The organism is Chryseobacterium sp. C2(2020), assembly GCF_014218915.1.
Lineage (GTDB): Bacteria > Bacteroidota > Bacteroidia > Flavobacteriales > Weeksellaceae > Chryseobacterium > Chryseobacterium mucoviscidosis.
On sequence record NZ_JACLCT010000011.1, the window covers coordinates 1 to 13,582 of the forward strand.

At 37.2% G+C, this 13,582-nt stretch carries 22 protein-coding genes; 7 read left to right on the forward strand and 15 right to left on the reverse strand.

Features of this window, described 5'->3' with window-relative positions:
* Positions 1-282: 282 nt before the first annotated feature.
* The 8 genes from H6W52_RS08190 to H6W52_RS08225 form a co-directional block, all read right to left on the reverse strand.
* Complete coding sequence (locus H6W52_RS08190; protein WP_116099952.1) at positions 283-768, reverse strand: SRPBCC family protein; 486 nt, start codon at positions 766-768, stop codon at positions 283-285.
* A gap of 21 nt (positions 769-789) precedes the next feature.
* Positions 790-1,602, reverse strand: coding sequence for a DCC1-like thiol-disulfide oxidoreductase family protein (locus H6W52_RS08195; protein ID WP_116099951.1), 813 nt, complete (start codon positions 1,600-1,602; stop codon positions 790-792).
* 5 nt (positions 1,603-1,607) lie between these two features.
* Entirely contained in the window at positions 1,608-2,015 is a 408-nt protein-coding gene (locus H6W52_RS08200; protein ID WP_116099950.1) for a hypothetical protein, read from the reverse strand.
* Between the two features lie 12 nt (positions 2,016-2,027).
* Complete coding sequence (locus H6W52_RS08205; RefSeq protein WP_116099949.1) at positions 2,028-2,396, reverse strand: hypothetical protein; 369 nt, start codon at positions 2,394-2,396, stop codon at positions 2,028-2,030.
* A gap of 78 nt (positions 2,397-2,474) precedes the next feature.
* The gene (locus tag H6W52_RS08210; protein ID WP_116099948.1) at positions 2,475-2,876 is read right to left on the reverse strand and encodes a hypothetical protein; all 402 of its coding nucleotides are present in this window, start codon (positions 2,874-2,876) and stop codon (positions 2,475-2,477) included.
* Positions 2,877-2,883: 7 nt separating this feature from the next.
* Complete coding sequence (locus H6W52_RS08215) at positions 2,884-3,228, reverse strand: hypothetical protein (protein WP_116099947.1); 345 nt, start codon at positions 3,226-3,228, stop codon at positions 2,884-2,886.
* Positions 3,229-3,278: 50 nt separating this feature from the next.
* Complete coding sequence (locus H6W52_RS08220) at positions 3,279-3,659, reverse strand: hypothetical protein (protein WP_116099946.1); 381 nt, start codon at positions 3,657-3,659, stop codon at positions 3,279-3,281.
* Between the two features lie 78 nt (positions 3,660-3,737).
* Positions 3,738-4,061: a hypothetical protein gene (locus H6W52_RS08225; RefSeq protein ID WP_185216637.1), complete on the reverse strand. Its 324-nt coding sequence runs from the start codon at positions 4,059-4,061 to the stop codon at positions 3,738-3,740.
* 435 nt (positions 4,062-4,496) lie between these two features.
* On the opposite strand from H6W52_RS08225, the gene H6W52_RS08230 reads away from it, so the two are divergent.
* The 7 genes from H6W52_RS08230 (at position 4,497) to H6W52_RS08260 (ending at position 9,422) form a co-directional block, all read left to right on the forward strand.
* The gene (locus H6W52_RS08230; protein WP_002995959.1) at positions 4,497-5,747 is read left to right on the forward strand and encodes a site-specific integrase; all 1,251 of its coding nucleotides are present in this window, start codon (positions 4,497-4,499) and stop codon (positions 5,745-5,747) included.
* Positions 5,748-6,161: 414 nt separating this feature from the next.
* Positions 6,162-6,554 (forward strand): single-stranded DNA-binding protein, encoded by a 393-nt coding sequence (locus H6W52_RS08235; protein WP_002995963.1) that lies wholly within the window; start codon positions 6,162-6,164, stop codon positions 6,552-6,554.
* 42 nt (positions 6,555-6,596) lie between these two features.
* A complete protein-coding gene (locus H6W52_RS08240) occupies positions 6,597-7,670 on the forward strand; it encodes a DUF932 domain-containing protein (protein ID WP_185216639.1) in 1,074 nt (357 codons plus the stop codon).
* Between the two features lie 52 nt (positions 7,671-7,722).
* Complete coding sequence (locus tag H6W52_RS08245; protein ID WP_002995970.1) at positions 7,723-8,133, forward strand: hypothetical protein; 411 nt, start codon at positions 7,723-7,725, stop codon at positions 8,131-8,133.
* 2 nt (positions 8,134-8,135) lie between these two features.
* Positions 8,136-8,624, forward strand: coding sequence for a hypothetical protein (locus tag H6W52_RS08250; RefSeq protein ID WP_002995973.1), 489 nt, complete (start codon positions 8,136-8,138; stop codon positions 8,622-8,624).
* A 4-nt stretch (positions 8,625-8,628) separates the two neighbouring features.
* Positions 8,629-9,066 (forward strand): hypothetical protein, encoded by a 438-nt coding sequence (locus H6W52_RS08255; RefSeq protein ID WP_002995976.1) that lies wholly within the window; start codon positions 8,629-8,631, stop codon positions 9,064-9,066.
* A 23-nt stretch (positions 9,067-9,089) separates the two neighbouring features.
* On the forward strand, positions 9,090-9,422 hold the full coding sequence (locus tag H6W52_RS08260) for a hypothetical protein (protein WP_002995980.1): 333 nt from the start codon (positions 9,090-9,092) through the stop codon (positions 9,420-9,422).
* 250 nt (positions 9,423-9,672) lie between these two features.
* Here H6W52_RS08260 and H6W52_RS08265 read toward each other — a convergent pair whose 3' ends face one another.
* The 7 genes from H6W52_RS08265 to H6W52_RS08295 all read right to left on the reverse strand — a co-directional run bounded on the left by H6W52_RS08265 (position 9,673) and on the right by H6W52_RS08295 (position 13,562).
* Positions 9,673-10,395, reverse strand: a complete 723-nt coding sequence (locus tag H6W52_RS08265) for a response regulator transcription factor (protein WP_002995984.1) — start codon at positions 10,393-10,395, stop codon at positions 9,673-9,675.
* A 280-nt stretch (positions 10,396-10,675) separates the two neighbouring features.
* A complete protein-coding gene (locus tag H6W52_RS08270; protein ID WP_002995987.1) occupies positions 10,676-10,969 on the reverse strand; it encodes a helix-turn-helix domain-containing protein in 294 nt (97 codons plus the stop codon).
* A complete protein-coding gene (locus H6W52_RS08275) occupies positions 10,950-11,261 on the reverse strand; it encodes a helix-turn-helix domain-containing protein (RefSeq protein WP_185216641.1) in 312 nt (103 codons plus the stop codon). Before H6W52_RS08275 ends, H6W52_RS08270 begins: the two co-directional genes overlap by 20 nt.
* 174 nt (positions 11,262-11,435) lie before the next feature.
* Complete coding sequence (locus tag H6W52_RS08280) at positions 11,436-11,717, reverse strand: hypothetical protein (protein WP_002995992.1); 282 nt, start codon at positions 11,715-11,717, stop codon at positions 11,436-11,438.
* Between the two features lie 52 nt (positions 11,718-11,769).
* Positions 11,770-12,306 (reverse strand): GNAT family N-acetyltransferase, encoded by a 537-nt coding sequence (locus H6W52_RS08285; protein ID WP_002995995.1) that lies wholly within the window; start codon positions 12,304-12,306, stop codon positions 11,770-11,772.
* A gap of 232 nt (positions 12,307-12,538) precedes the next feature.
* Positions 12,539-12,988: a DUF3872 domain-containing protein gene (locus H6W52_RS08290; RefSeq protein ID WP_002995997.1), complete on the reverse strand. Its 450-nt coding sequence runs from the start codon at positions 12,986-12,988 to the stop codon at positions 12,539-12,541.
* 13 nt (positions 12,989-13,001) lie between these two features.
* Positions 13,002-13,562 carry a conjugal transfer protein TraO gene (locus tag H6W52_RS08295; protein ID WP_002995999.1) on the reverse strand — a complete coding sequence of 187 codons (561 nt, stop codon included), beginning with the start codon at positions 13,560-13,562 and terminating at the stop codon, positions 13,002-13,004.
* Positions 13,563-13,582: the final 20 nt, after the last annotated feature.

Consider the following 13,582-nt stretch of genomic DNA (forward strand, 5'->3'; position numbering starts at 1 on the left):
AAATACATTTCTAATGCAAGCCGTCTTTGCTCAGGACTTTTTACATCCGATTTGCTTTCAACACTATAAAAGCATCCGCAGCTTTTGCATTTATACCTTTGCAAACCTCTTGTAAAACCCGCTTTTACTTTATCTAATGATTGACATTTATAACATTTCATAATACTAATTTATGAAATATATTTTAATTTAACAATACCGATTTTTGATAGTTTTAATGTTGAGATGCTTTCCTTCGTCAAGCTCAGGATAAACTTAAAGTTCAACATGACATCGCTCATATTAAACGTTTTGACGCTCGCTTCGCTCGCGCTTCTGCTTATTTTCTGCGGTGAATTTTATCAATTTGTTTCTTTCTAAAAGAAATTTTTTCATGTAATTTTTAAGAAAAATTCTGTTGAATATTTTTCCGATGATTCCGAAAGGGGAATGAAATTCGAAGATGTCTGTCATGATTGTGTTTTTACCTTCCTGTCTGAAAATATGCTGATGTTTCATGGATTTGAAAGCACCCTTCAACATCGTATCTGTGAAATGATAAGGTTTCTTCATGCTGATAATTTTTGTAGTCAGGATTTGATAGATTCCTAAATGTTTTGCTTTCCATGTTACCGTTTCGCCTTCTTCGATTAGTCCTGAAGTTCGCCCCGAAATGGCTTTTTCGCCTGTTTTAAAAGTTGATTTCTGATGCAGATCGATGTCTCTTGCCAGATCAAAAACGGTCTGAATGTCTGATTTGATGATGGTATCTAAATAGATTGTTGACATTTTAAAAATATTTTTTAGTTTTTATAGATTCATCCATATTAAAACAGCTAAAACAGTCAATCTGAAAACGGTCCACGAAATTGTCGGAAAAAGGTTTAATTTTAAAATTCTGCTTCTTCTGAGATGTTCTGAAAACATAACAAAAACCACAATTCCGAAATAGATAACTGATGCATTTACATTGAGATTAAGAAATAAAGCCGGAATCAGAAGTAAAGTTCCGATTAAGGAAACCGTCATCATATTTCCCAAATAATTCCAGATTTTCTCTTTTAAATAAGTTTTTAAAACTAGAGTCTGCCAAACGATTTGTCCGCAACAAATTGCAAATTCTCTCCAAAAATTCTGAGTAAGATTTAATTCCAATTTAGGTGAAAATATGCTTAAAATATATCCTGAAAAAATGACCACAAAAGCGATGTAAGCCAATCTGTATTTTAGATTGAAATCCGGAATACAGGCTGTTTCCGTATCGTCATTTTTCGAAGGAATGATCTGTTTTCGATTATAAGAAATGAGGGAATACATCTTTTTGAAAAACCAATATAAAGGCTGAATCCTCGCAATTTTTTCAAGCTTTGGAAAAGAATTTCCGATGATTAACAAAAGACTTTCTAAACCATATATTACTGTGTTTTTTTCGTGATCGACTAAAGCGATTTCGTTTTTTGCGCGGTTGAAATCAATGAGGTCTTTATTTTCGAAACTCAGATCTGTAAAGGCTTCTCTTCCGTTTTCATGGAGCATTCCGCATTTGATGAAGCCTTTTGAATAGATGTTACACATAGGACATTCGTTGTCGTAGATGAGGGTGTGGTTTTTGAGGGTTTTCATGGCTGTTAGTTTAAACTATTTTTAGCATCAAAAAAACTGATCATTAATGACTGAATGATGAGAACTGGTGAAAGAAATATCCAGGACATTACCATTAATTCAAAAATATTTTTCAGGTTTTGTTCAGTGTCTTCAAACTTGAATAATGATGATAAAATCAGGATTAAAAAACCGATTACTACATAGGTCGAAATAAAAACATATACTTTTCTGGAATCTGTTTTTACATATTTCTTGCTGAAAGTCTTGATGATATTCAGAGAATACTGAGCAATGGCTATCAGGAAAAATTCAACTATTATTACTACTCCTAAAAATTCCTGTTTTGTAATTATTGCTGTAAGAATTGTTGCAAGAAACAGTAAGATTAGCGATTGCTGGATTCTGAGATCATATGTAAGAATAGTTTTCATGATTCTGTTTTTTTAGTATTCATAATTTTTATAACAATCTATAATGTAGAGGATTGCAAGTACCGGACTGTAAAACAATGATGCTATTAAAATATATCCGAAAAAATTGGTGACATCATTATTGTTATTAAAAGCCAAAATAATCAGCCATGAAATCCAAACAGGCATTATAAAAATTCCGTAGACAATATATAGCCAAGATTTCTTTGTTTTCTGAAAGGCTCTGCTGATAAAACTAATCAATTGAGGTATTCCCACTATGAAATAAAAAAGAAAAACAGTAGCATTTTCAAAAACAACAATTCCTAAGAATATCAAAATAAGTCCGATTACAAGGAATGAAAGTTGAATATAAAAGTCGTTTTTAACAAAAGTTTTCATGGTGATTAATTTTAAAGGTTCAAAAAATCTCCTCTTGTTCTCTTTTTCTGGATTTTGAAGGTGAAATACATCCAGATTTTAAATAGCAGTGTTTTCATTTTTGATGATTTTATCTTTGTTCATGGCGTGTTTACGACCTTTCAGGAAAAGAAGCAGGTTCAGAAGCATCATTACTCCGAGGTAGATGGAAAATCCTCCGATTTTTTCGCTTAAAGCAACAACCAGTCTTTCAATGGTTTCAATTTGAAAAAATTCAATGATACAAAGGGCAAAACCTAGATTTAAAAGGTAAAAACCGATTTTAAATAAAGAGTTGGTTGCCATTGCAATGTCTTCTTTCTGATGAAAAATATCAATCATAAACGCTTTGGAATTTTTGAACAGAAACTGGGAAACCAATACGGTGAGAAGGATTACAATAGGAAGGTAGATCATGTAAGCCTCGAAATTGTACGTTGTGGTAAGAGCTGTTGCATTCATAGTTTTATTATTTTATGGTTAAATTTTTTCTTAAAAAGTAAAGCGAGAAAATGTTCATAAAGTGCAGCACACATAAAATCAAGGTGATATAACCGATTCTGACTGCTGTCACAGATAACATTTTTTCTATAGAATCTACTTTTTCCCAATGCGTCAGATTTAATGCGATATACCCTAGATTGATGAGATAGTAACACGCAAGAAGAATCCTGTTGATCGTTAAACACAAATCTGCATCGTGAATAAGATAGTTCAGGTAATGTTTTCCTGCGTTGTAGCATCTTCTTCCGACATCAATGGTGATGTATGAACTGACGGAAAGAAAAAGCAGATATGAAACAATATTGAACATTTTATAAATATTATATTTTCAATAAATTTTGAAATTTAAATTCAAAAAAATTATTTTTCCGTTTTATTCTGTTGCATCGTTTTAACATTGTAGAAGCCATAGATCAGATAGTAAATATTAAAAAGTACGCCTCCGATGCCCATGAAATAAAGAACATACTCAATTTTAGAATCGTTGAATAATAAAACCGCAACAAATAATAACTGGAAAAATATCAAGACACCAAAAAAATAGTACCGGTGAAATTTGCTTTTGCTAAGTGAAACCCTCAATAAAAATCCTATCAGATTTGATATACCAATATAAAAAAGTGCAATAAAAAATTCTGTTCCGGATGTTTTTTCGAAATAATCAGCGATAGCATACGAAAAGAATACAAGGCTAATGACTGTCTGAACTATTGCTTCTCCTATTAATATTTTACGTTTCATGTTTTGAGTTTTTATTGTTATTATATTTTCAATAATTTTTGAAAGTTAACCTGAAATAAAAAAGGAAAATTTTCCTTTTTATATTTTATTTTTTTCTCTGTAATTAATTAGTGTTGAAACTAAGTTAATTCTGCAAGTTCCGTCATAAAAAGTATCTGATTTACTTTTGTATTTAAAAATAAAACTATCAACCGTTGTACAACCTTTTTCTTTTGGAATATTTCGAGTTCTGTTTTCCAAATCAACAAAATATTCAATAATTCTTTTATCAATTTTCCTTAGTTTTCCATTATCATCTTTAATAAAGTAATAATGTCCTTTATTTAAAATGGTAATAGAGTCTTTTTGCAGATGAAAACAACCAGAAGATTTATAGATTAATTTAACTTCATCATTTCTCATATTTTCAAAAGCCAGATTCTTAAATTTTTCATCTAACCTGTCAGGATTTATACTAATTTTATAATTTTCAGAATCATTTACTACAACTTCATTCTTAACCTGTTTCCCAAAAATGTTTTCATAAACAAAAATGTATTTCCCTTCTTTTATACTATCAATTTTTATATTTTTTCATAAAAAGATTAATAAAAAGCAAAAGTACGCAAAGCGATTAAAACCGCTACTATACAATGCTTTATAAATGTGTAGTCTTAGTTTGGAACTCGGTGTCTGATAGGTTTTGGGCTTAAATTGACAAGGTTAGGTTACTAATTCGTTACCGATTGATAAAGGCAACTATATAGCTTAACTGATTATATTTCAGTCTTTTGCACCCTTTTTTATATTCCCTTGTAACTCAATGTAATTTAATTTTAAACGTTAAACATTTGAGTTATGGAGCAGACAAAAAAATCGACGTTCAAACTGCTTTTCTATTTGAAAAAGAACGAACTGAAAAAGAACGGTAATGCCCCGGTTATGGCACGTATTACCATTGATGGAACACCGAAAACTTTCGGGACAAAGTTAGAAATTAACCCTAATAGTTGGGATTTAAAACACGGACGGGTTCAGGGCAAAAGTGCCACAGCTTTGAGCATCAACCAAAAGCTGGACAATATACGGGGACGTATCGACAAGATTTATGAAGATATGCTGAAGCACGAGGGCTTTGCAACTGCCCAAAAAGTAAAGCTCTCTTTTCTCGGTGTTGGTGTAATGGATGATGCCATATTGAAAGTTTTTAACGACCAGAATGTTGAATTTAAAAGATTGGTTGATAAAGAGGAGCGTTCACAAGGAACTTACAACAAATACATCACTGTTTACAATCATCTTACGGAATTTATAAAAGAGCGTTATCACAGGGAAGATATGGCATTTCGGGAACTGACGGCAGATTTTATCCGTGAGTTTGACTTTTACCTCCGCTACGATAAGCAATGCGCCCATAACACGGTTTGGATTTACACAATGCCTGTTATTGCTTTGGCTGAACTGGCTATCAAAAAAGGGCTGATACGTGATAATCCTTTTGAGGATTACGAAATAAGTATGGAAGAAACCGACAGAGGGTACATACTGAAAGAAGACGTTGAAAAGCTGATGATGTGTCAGGTTCCGCATAAAAGATATGAACTTGTAAAAGATATTTTTATTTTCAGTTGCTTTACAGGATTGGCTTACGCTGATATTAAGAAATTGACAAGAAGCAATATTCAATCATTCTTTGACGGTCATCAATGGATTATCAGCCGGAGAAAGAAATCTGATGTTGCTTCCAATGTTCGGTTAATGGAAATCCCTAAACGTATCATTGAGAAATATCAGGGTACAACAAGGAATGAATTTATCTTTCCGGTTCCTACCAATGCAACCTGCAATACGCACATAGGTAAATTGGTTGAAAAGGCAGAGATTATCACGGAGCAAAAAGTAACCTTTCACACCGCAAGACATACTTTTGGAACAATGTTTCTGACCGAGGGCGTACCGCTTGAAAGCCTTAGCAAAATGATGGGGCATAAAAACATTTCCACCACACAAATTTATGCTAAAATCACAAGCCAAAAAATCAGCAAGGATATGGATTTGGTTACACCGAAATTCAAAGCAATGGAAGAGGCATTTATGATGGCAATCTAATCCGCTTTTATCTAACCACAAGAAGCAGAACTTAACGGTTCTGCTTTTTTTATGCCCATACTTTTTTATTACTCCTCCTTTGTTTCAGACTATTGAAGCCTGTTCATAATTGACATAAAAATTAGGAATAGAAAATTTCCACAATCAACCGGTAAAAAGGCAGCTAAGTTATAGCGGGCAGCCATCGCACACACCCACCAATAAAAAAAACGAATGAACGGTTTCCCCCTAAAGGAACCCCCATTAAATCATTTTTTTTCTTGGTCATCGCTGTTGCCCGCTTGGATTATCTGCTTTCTTTTTTCCGGTTTTTCTTTTGGAAAATATTATGCGAAGCGGAGCAGACCACAACAGGAAGCAGGAAGCGAGAAAAGCGAACGTAACAAAATGTCAAACTTTTAAAACAGAACGATTATGAACATCATCGGACGACTAACAAGGGATGCGGAAGTAAGAACCCTTAACAACGACAAGCAAGTAGTAAACTTTTCGGTAGCGAGCAACGAAAGCTACAAGAACAAACAAGGCGAGCGTGTAGAGCAAACGACCTACTTCGATTGTGCCTACTGGCTATCTGCAAACGTGGCAAGACTGCTGACAAAAGGCACATTGGTAGAACTCACAGGGCGAGTGAATACACGAGCGTGGATAGGCAAAGACGGCGAAGCACATTCGGGGCTGAACTTTCATACCTCACAAATCAAACTGCACGGAGGTAGCAGGAGAGCCGAAACCATACAAGCTACTGCACAAGCCGAGAACAACAAGGTTACAGCACAGGGAGCAGATGACGACCTCCCATTCTAACAACGAGTATTCAATCATTTTTTAACATCAAAATTTATCAAAATGGCACATAACATTCATTTCAACGAGCAAACAGGAAAGCACAGTTTCTTTTCAGTACAGCAAAAAGCGTGGCACGGTTTGGGGCAAATCGTAGAGCAATACCCAACGAGCGAGGAAGCTATCAAATACGCAGGGTTAGATTACGATGTCGTAAAATCCCCACTGTTTACCAAAGGTTCGGGCATTATCGAAACTGCCAACGGTATAGAAATAGGTAGCACCGAATTACAAGTACCTAACTATTTCGCTAACATACGCACCGATAACAATGCAGTATTGGGTGTAGTCGGTAAGGATTACCACATTGTACAAAATCGGGAAGCCTTTAATTTTTTTGATGCTATTGTAGGTGGTGGCGAAGGTATCCTGTACGAAACCGCAGGGGCATTGGGCAAAGGGGAACGCATCTTTATCACTGCCAAACTGCCCGATTATATCCGTGTAGGCAATGGCGATGATGTAACGGAAAAGTACATTTTTCTAACCACTTCGCACGATGGTAGCGGAAGTATTACCGCAGCATTTACGCCTATCCGTATCGTATGCCAAAACACGCTGAATGCCTCACTACGCAGTATGACCAATGTAGTCCGTATCAAACATACTTCGGGAGCAAAACAACGTATCGAGAACGCCCACAAGATTATGGGGCTTGCCAACACATTGAGCAACCAATTAGAGGGCATTTTCAATAATTGGACAAAGGTAAAAGTATCAGACCGAGAAGTAAGAAAGCTAATCCAGTTGGCACTTTGCCCGAACAAAGAAACACTTGACCTTATCAACAAAGGGGCTGACGATGAAGTTTCCACCGTGTTCAAAAACGTGGTTGATAATGCGCTTCTATATGCTATGACAGATGATGCACAACAGATGAACACGACCAAAGGGACTTTGTTCGGAGCATACAACGCTGTTACAGGCTACTTTCAGAATGTACGCAATTACAAAGATGATGAAGCCAAATTACAGAGCATTGTATTGGGTGGTACTGCCCAACTCAAATCACAGAAAGCATTTGAATTGTGTACCGCATTTGCTTTGGACGGTGCGGAAATCCTAAACCTTAATTAGATAACAACAGGCTACCGCCTTAAATGGTGGTAGCCTACTATAAAACAACAATATGAAAGCATTACATAAAATGGACAACTTAGATAAAGGCGAATTGCTTTGCAGGCTATTCCCCGAAGAAATGGCGAACATTCAGAACGCCGTAAAAAAGCAGTGCGAATACTTTCTGAAAAATGAAATTACCATTCGTGAGGGTTGGTATCAAAAGGGCTTTTTTACCGCAGAATTTTGGTACAGGCTTGTGCAGGATGCACACAGGATAATCGAGAAGAACGAGGACAAACTTCTCAAAAAACCACGCTGGTTTGCAGACCATTTTTTTGACGGATACAACGCAATATTTGCGATGCACTGCCTTATCGAATATGCACAGACAGAGGACTGTAAACCCAATCTAAAACAGGCTATACACCTAATATTCGGAAGTGAGCCTTTATTAAAAATAACCTTAAACGATAAATAATTATGCCAAATTGGTGCAACAATACGGTTGTCTTCGAGGGGAAGCCTGAAGCAATCGAACAGGTAACACAGCTATTCAAATCAATGGCTGAAAGAGAAAGGAAAGAGAATTGCGGACAACTGCCCGATTTCATAGACGACAGTAACGGCGGATATTTCTTTGAGGTTTACGAAAGCGATACGGGAATATTCAATTATCAAACAAAATGGTCGCCAAATGCGGAAGCAGTTAAGCAGATAGCCGAGCATTACAACATAGATTTCCAATTGGATTATGAGGAATTAGGTTGTTTGGTATATGGCAGGACAATGTTTTCTGACAAGCTACTCATAGATATTTATCTGGAAGACGAAGATTTTGACAGCTACGAATTAGACAAGGAAACAGACACCTACCATTTTGAGGGCAAGGAGTACGACAGCGAATGGGAAATACTCGACACTCTATTAGAACGTAAAATCGAAAATCAGTTAAACACCATTAAAATTTAGAACGATGAAACTATCCGATAAAGCGACAGCACATATTTTGGTTAAAGCCAACACCAATAGCGAATGGGATAATTGCGAGTTTGCAATTATCCATCTATCCGAAGAATGGAAACAGGAACAGGCAAAACGGCTTGCATTGGTTAAGCCGTTAGAGGGCAATCATTATTTCTGCTCAATGAACTACTATGATACGGCAGTAGATTTTTATTGCACAGGCGAAGACGATACCCCGAACATTGAAGAAATGCTAAACGATAAAGAATGGGCATTTGTGGAGCTTGACGAGGGGGAGCAGGAAATGTTTACCGCACCCGAAAACCGATTGGACTGTTACAGGCTTGTATTGCGTGCAAACGGTACAGGCTACTATACAGCATACGGCAAGCACACCAGCGAGGAATTTTGGACGGAAGAATTTTCATTAATCCAATTAACGGCTTAATCAATAAACCCCAATTTCAATTTATGACACGTTCAAATCTTCATATCAAATTGAGCAACGGCAAATCTCTTATTTGCGTTGCCGACAGCAGCAGCGCACCCGAACAGGGATATATCGTTGAAAGGCTTTTTTTGCCTTTGTTATCCCTTGACAACAGTGAGCAAGAACTCGAAATGCTTACGGAGCATTGTACAATGGATGAAAGGCGGATAAACGCAGACTACCGCTATTTAATAGACCTTACCACCAAAGAAGTAAAGTTCTTTGAAGAGCATTACAGCTACACAAAAGACACGTTCAGGAAAGGCAAGGATATAACGGAACGTTATGACGAGTATTTAAAAACCATAAGCTAAAATAGCAGCCGCCTGACCCGAAAAGTCGGGCGGCAAAAAGACAGATCCTCCCGATGGTTGGGCAGTCTTTTTGCTTTAAATTGGTGCAATCCCCTTTAGCAAAATGCGCCCTTACACAAATCCTTTCTTTTCCATTTTACCAAACAGGTTGCGACATTATTGCTTGGGATATTCATTATCCCATAATTTATTATTGGGGGATTACTTTCTTTCGTGAGTTCTGCGGAAAAGAAAGTAACAAAGAAACCTGTTATTGCGGAAACTGTTTATAGTATTCTTTTGCAATTTCGGCTACGCCAGCACTAAAATAATGTCCTCCATCATTTATAACGGTTATGGCTTTTTTAAGTTCTTCGGGGTCTGCGCCTTTCAGTATATACCCTTTTACGCCACGCTGAAGCATCTTTACTACATCCTGTACATCATCATTAATGCTAAAAGCCAGGACTTTGGTTTGCGGATATTTTTCATTCAATGCTTTAGCGGTTTCAAAACCATTCATTACCGGCATATTTATATCAACAACCATTACATCGGGAACAACTTCGATTTCCTCCATTTTTTTCATTGCCATTTTTCCATTCTCGGCTTCAAAAAGTATTTCAAAACCGAAACCCATTAGAAAATCACAAATACCCTTTCTAAGCATATCGTGGTCATCTATCATCCCTACCTTTATTATTTGTTCTTTGCTCATTTTCTTTTTGCTTAGTTTGATGAGGTTAAAAAATCCGTTGGGAGCTTTAGATAAATTCGGAGTTCGAGTAACGTAAGGTATTCCTTTATCGACCTCAATGTCCCTGACTTTAAAACGGTCAAGCCAATCTTTAAAGTGTGCTATCTCGTTAGGTTTAAAATGTACAATTTCCCCGTTTTTAAGGGATATGATAAAAACATCAATGCAGAGAGAGAACGCTGATAATTGCGTAGCAGGGTGGTCAAATTCGGGGTAAAAAATATCCTTGCCGTCCATAACTCTTAATGTTTATCAAGTTAGTGGAACCTGCAAAAAAAAGAGGCGCAGGCAACCACACTTACTGGCATTAAGGCACTGGTACGCCTGACCCCCAAATAAGCGAGCGCCCACGCCATAACGTGAGCGTTCTTACTTATTCGTTCCGGGGTTTTAAAAATTACCAGTTTCTAATGCGGAACTTAAAGCAAAAACAACTTTAAGTATTTTCTATATTTTCGACAACAAAGATACTAAACTCGTCCTTTTTTGACAGCATATAATACAAAAAAGATTACAGTCAAACAATTTTTTGTGAAATGTAATTTTGCTCCAGTATAGTCAGGATATCGCTTTCCTTATAAATAATCTTACCGCCTATTTGTATATACGGCAGTATATTATCATCACGGTACTGCTGTAAAGTGCGTTTGCTGATATGGAGCAGCTTGCACACATCTTCGCCCGAAAGGTAAATTTCTCCGTTCATTACAGGGCGGTAGTTTTTCAATATGCTTTCGATACGGGTTCTTAGCTGTGTTATCATTTCCTGATGGGCAATGATTTCTTCATTGTCATTCGTGAATAAATCCATTTTTGGCAGTATTGTACGGTTGTCCGGCTTCGAGCAAAGCCTGTACATCCGAGCGTTTATAATAATTTTTACGGTTCAGTCTGGAATAAGGCAATAACCCTTTGTCCTTATACGTCTGCAAAGTCCGCTTGGTAATGTTCATCATCAAACACACTTCCTGGTTATCGAGCCATTGCTCTTGCGCAAAAATTGGCGTGTATTTCTGCGTGGCATTTTCGGTAAGTTCCAAAAGTGCTTTCAGCTCATTCTTCATTCCGTCCAGTGCGGATTTTTGTATTGCGATTACTTCCATTGTTTGCTCAATTTTGCTATGGAAGTTGAATTTATAAAGGCTTAGTACGGCATTGGGGAAAGTTGCAGGGTTTGGCTTTGAGAGGTAGCGTTTGGCGATTTACTAAGCCGTAAATAAAAAAATCGGATAGCTTTTGGGCTATCCGATTTGCTTAAAAAATGTATGCTGTAATAACTATCTGCGTTCGGCAGGTTGTTCTATTTTTACTTCAGGTTGTTGTTTTTCTTTTTTCTCACGCCAATAAACCCACAGCGACAACAGACCGAAAATAATCAGCCCGTAAGCTATCCATTTACCGACCCTTTCCACGAATTTAATGAAAACCGAACTTTCATAAGATGAGAAGCCCTCTGCTCCCATAGGGCTGCGCCTGTAAAACTTTCTCCGGTTAATCCAGTAGCGAAGTCCCAGTCCTGCAACCAAAAATATAATACCTATTACCAATGATGCAACCATACCAAAAATACTTTATTTCCACTGTTTGAATTTACGAAAAATATCCGTGGCATTATTCAATTTCAAACTCTTTCGGATACCGAACTACACCGCTTACATTTTGCAGCGCATTTTGCGATAGTTCTATTGCCATACAGTTTTCTTCAGGAACTTCAAATGGCAGCTTTATCCCAAATTCTTTGGTCAGCTTATAGCCAAACTTAGGGTAATAGTTTTCGTGTCCTAACAGCATCACAGAGCCAAAGCCCATTTTTTTTGCTATATCGTGGGCAGCTTGTATGAGTTTGCCGCCAATACCTTTTCCCTGATAATTCGGCAACACAGCAACAGGGGCTAACGCAAGCGAGGTGTAAGTGTTTTTATCCTTGTCTTCAATATTAATTTTTGTGAGCAATATATATCCCGCAATTTGATTATCTACTTCGGCAATAAGTGATAATTCGGGGACAAACGCATCAGAATTGCGTAACCGTTCCACCAAGAACTGTTCTTTATGGTCGCTCAATTCCTCGTTTTCAAAAGCCAGGCGAATGAGTTCAAAAACTTTTTTGAAATCTTCCTTTTCTTCCTTTCTAATTTTTATTTCCATAGTCTGTAAAATCAGCAGTTTTATAAAATGCGAAAACGGCTTACCCAAAAAGGCAAGCCGCTTTCATTGTTTATGGAAATAATAACTTACTCAAATTTGGTAAACCGAAAGGATAATACCCTTTTTCATTATTGCAAGGATAAGAAATTATTTCTTTAGCAACTATCGAATTTAAAATTAAAAACGGCTTACCCATCAGATAAGCCGTTATTTATGAATTGGAATACTGCTCTTAATCGCTGCTGTTAAACTGAAAAGTTATCTGCTTTTCGTTCCCGAAGCTGTCCGAAATCCAAACATCAAAAGATTGTGATACGGCAGACGTTGACGTGTAATACAGCCTGAACTGCTCCGTTGGTAACTGGTACAGGTCGTTGGGCTGATACGGCGGCTCATTGTAGTATTGCAACGTTCCCTGACCATCAAACTGGAAGTAGCGAAGAAAATACTGCGTGTTGCTGTAATTGCCTGTACGCTGTATGGTAATGCGTATTTCTACGGTTTGTCCGTTGGCAACATCTTTAGGCACTGGCATTACATTGACCTCGAAAGGAAAATTGTTCTGTATTTCGAGTTCATCATCTTTGCTGCAAGATACCAACGTAACCGAAGCTGTGAGGATTGCCAGGAATATATATAATGGCAGTAGCCCTGTTCTGAATTTATTGAATATTGCTATCATCGTTTTTTACGTTTTAAAAGTTAAACCTTAATCCCACACCTGCCGACGGTCGGAACTGTCGTAAATCCGTACCCCAAAAGACTTTTGTACGCCCTTGCAGGACTAATACAAATCGGTCAGAAAGGTACGTTTCAAAGGTCAGTCGTCCGCCAGCTCCGTAAATGAAATTGTCCTCGTCCAATATCTTCGCTCCGTCATACAACATCGGTTCGCCACGGTTGATGCTTTCATAACCTGCTACGGCGGTTATTCCGGCATTCAGCGTGATGTTCTTCCGGGCATCGCCCAAAAGGAAGAAGCTGTAACCGCCCTCGGCTGTAAAAGTTTCCTGCGGGATGCGGAGGTCTTTATAATCGTGGTATTGGTGCGTATATTCCAACGCCCAAAGCTGGTAATTGCCGTTCTTACCGTTCACGGTCATACCGATATTGATATAATAATCGTTGCCGATTTTATCATCGGACAGCACACCAACATTTACTTCCAACCCTTTCTGTTTCGGCAGCATTCGCTGTGCCTGTGTCGTTGTGATACCCATTAAAACGAGCATCACGGTATAGATATACTTTTTCATTTTATTACTGTTGTTTTAAA

Coding starts and splice junctions, on each gene's coding strand:
- H6W52_RS08295 (WP_002995999.1), bottom strand. CDS start 13,562: ATGAAAAAGTATATCTATACCGTGATGCTCGTTTTAATGGGTATCACA.
- H6W52_RS08260 (WP_002995980.1), top strand. CDS start 9,090: ATGACACGTTCAAATCTTCATATCAAATTGAGCAACGGCAAATCTCTT.
- H6W52_RS08250 (WP_002995973.1), top strand. CDS start 8,136: ATGCCAAATTGGTGCAACAATACGGTTGTCTTCGAGGGGAAGCCTGAA.
- H6W52_RS08205 (WP_116099949.1), bottom strand. CDS start 2,396: ATGAAAACTTTTGTTAAAAACGACTTTTATATTCAACTTTCATTCCTT.
- H6W52_RS08270 (WP_002995987.1), bottom strand. CDS start 10,969: ATGGATTTATTCACGAATGACAATGAAGAAATCATTGCCCATCAGGAA.
- H6W52_RS08275 (WP_185216641.1), bottom strand. CDS start 11,261: ATGGAAGTAATCGCAATACAAAAATCCGCACTGGACGGAATGAAGAAT.
- H6W52_RS08200 (WP_116099950.1), bottom strand. CDS start 2,015: ATGAAAACTATTCTTACATATGATCTCAGAATCCAGCAATCGCTAATC.
- H6W52_RS08240 (WP_185216639.1), top strand. CDS start 6,597: ATGGCACATAACATTCATTTCAACGAGCAAACAGGAAAGCACAGTTTC.
- H6W52_RS08265 (WP_002995984.1), bottom strand. CDS start 10,395: ATGGACGGCAAGGATATTTTTTACCCCGAATTTGACCACCCTGCTACG.
- H6W52_RS08225 (WP_185216637.1), bottom strand. CDS start 4,061: ATGAGAAATGATGAAGTTAAATTAATCTATAAATCTTCTGGTTGTTTT.
- H6W52_RS08215 (WP_116099947.1), bottom strand. CDS start 3,228: ATGTTCAATATTGTTTCATATCTGCTTTTTCTTTCCGTCAGTTCATAC.
- H6W52_RS08195 (WP_116099951.1), bottom strand. CDS start 1,602: ATGAAAACCCTCAAAAACCACACCCTCATCTACGACAACGAATGTCCT.
- H6W52_RS08235 (WP_002995963.1), top strand. CDS start 6,162: ATGAACATCATCGGACGACTAACAAGGGATGCGGAAGTAAGAACCCTT.
- H6W52_RS08280 (WP_002995992.1), bottom strand. CDS start 11,717: ATGGTTGCATCATTGGTAATAGGTATTATATTTTTGGTTGCAGGACTG.
- H6W52_RS08245 (WP_002995970.1), top strand. CDS start 7,723: ATGAAAGCATTACATAAAATGGACAACTTAGATAAAGGCGAATTGCTT.
- H6W52_RS08230 (WP_002995959.1), top strand. CDS start 4,497: ATGGAGCAGACAAAAAAATCGACGTTCAAACTGCTTTTCTATTTGAAA.
- H6W52_RS08190 (WP_116099952.1), bottom strand. CDS start 768: ATGTCAACAATCTATTTAGATACCATCATCAAATCAGACATTCAGACC.
- H6W52_RS08220 (WP_116099946.1), bottom strand. CDS start 3,659: ATGAAACGTAAAATATTAATAGGAGAAGCAATAGTTCAGACAGTCATT.
- H6W52_RS08290 (WP_002995997.1), bottom strand. CDS start 12,988: ATGATAGCAATATTCAATAAATTCAGAACAGGGCTACTGCCATTATAT.
- H6W52_RS08210 (WP_116099948.1), bottom strand. CDS start 2,876: ATGAATGCAACAGCTCTTACCACAACGTACAATTTCGAGGCTTACATG.
- H6W52_RS08255 (WP_002995976.1), top strand. CDS start 8,629: ATGAAACTATCCGATAAAGCGACAGCACATATTTTGGTTAAAGCCAAC.
- H6W52_RS08285 (WP_002995995.1), bottom strand. CDS start 12,306: ATGGAAATAAAAATTAGAAAGGAAGAAAAGGAAGATTTCAAAAAAGTT.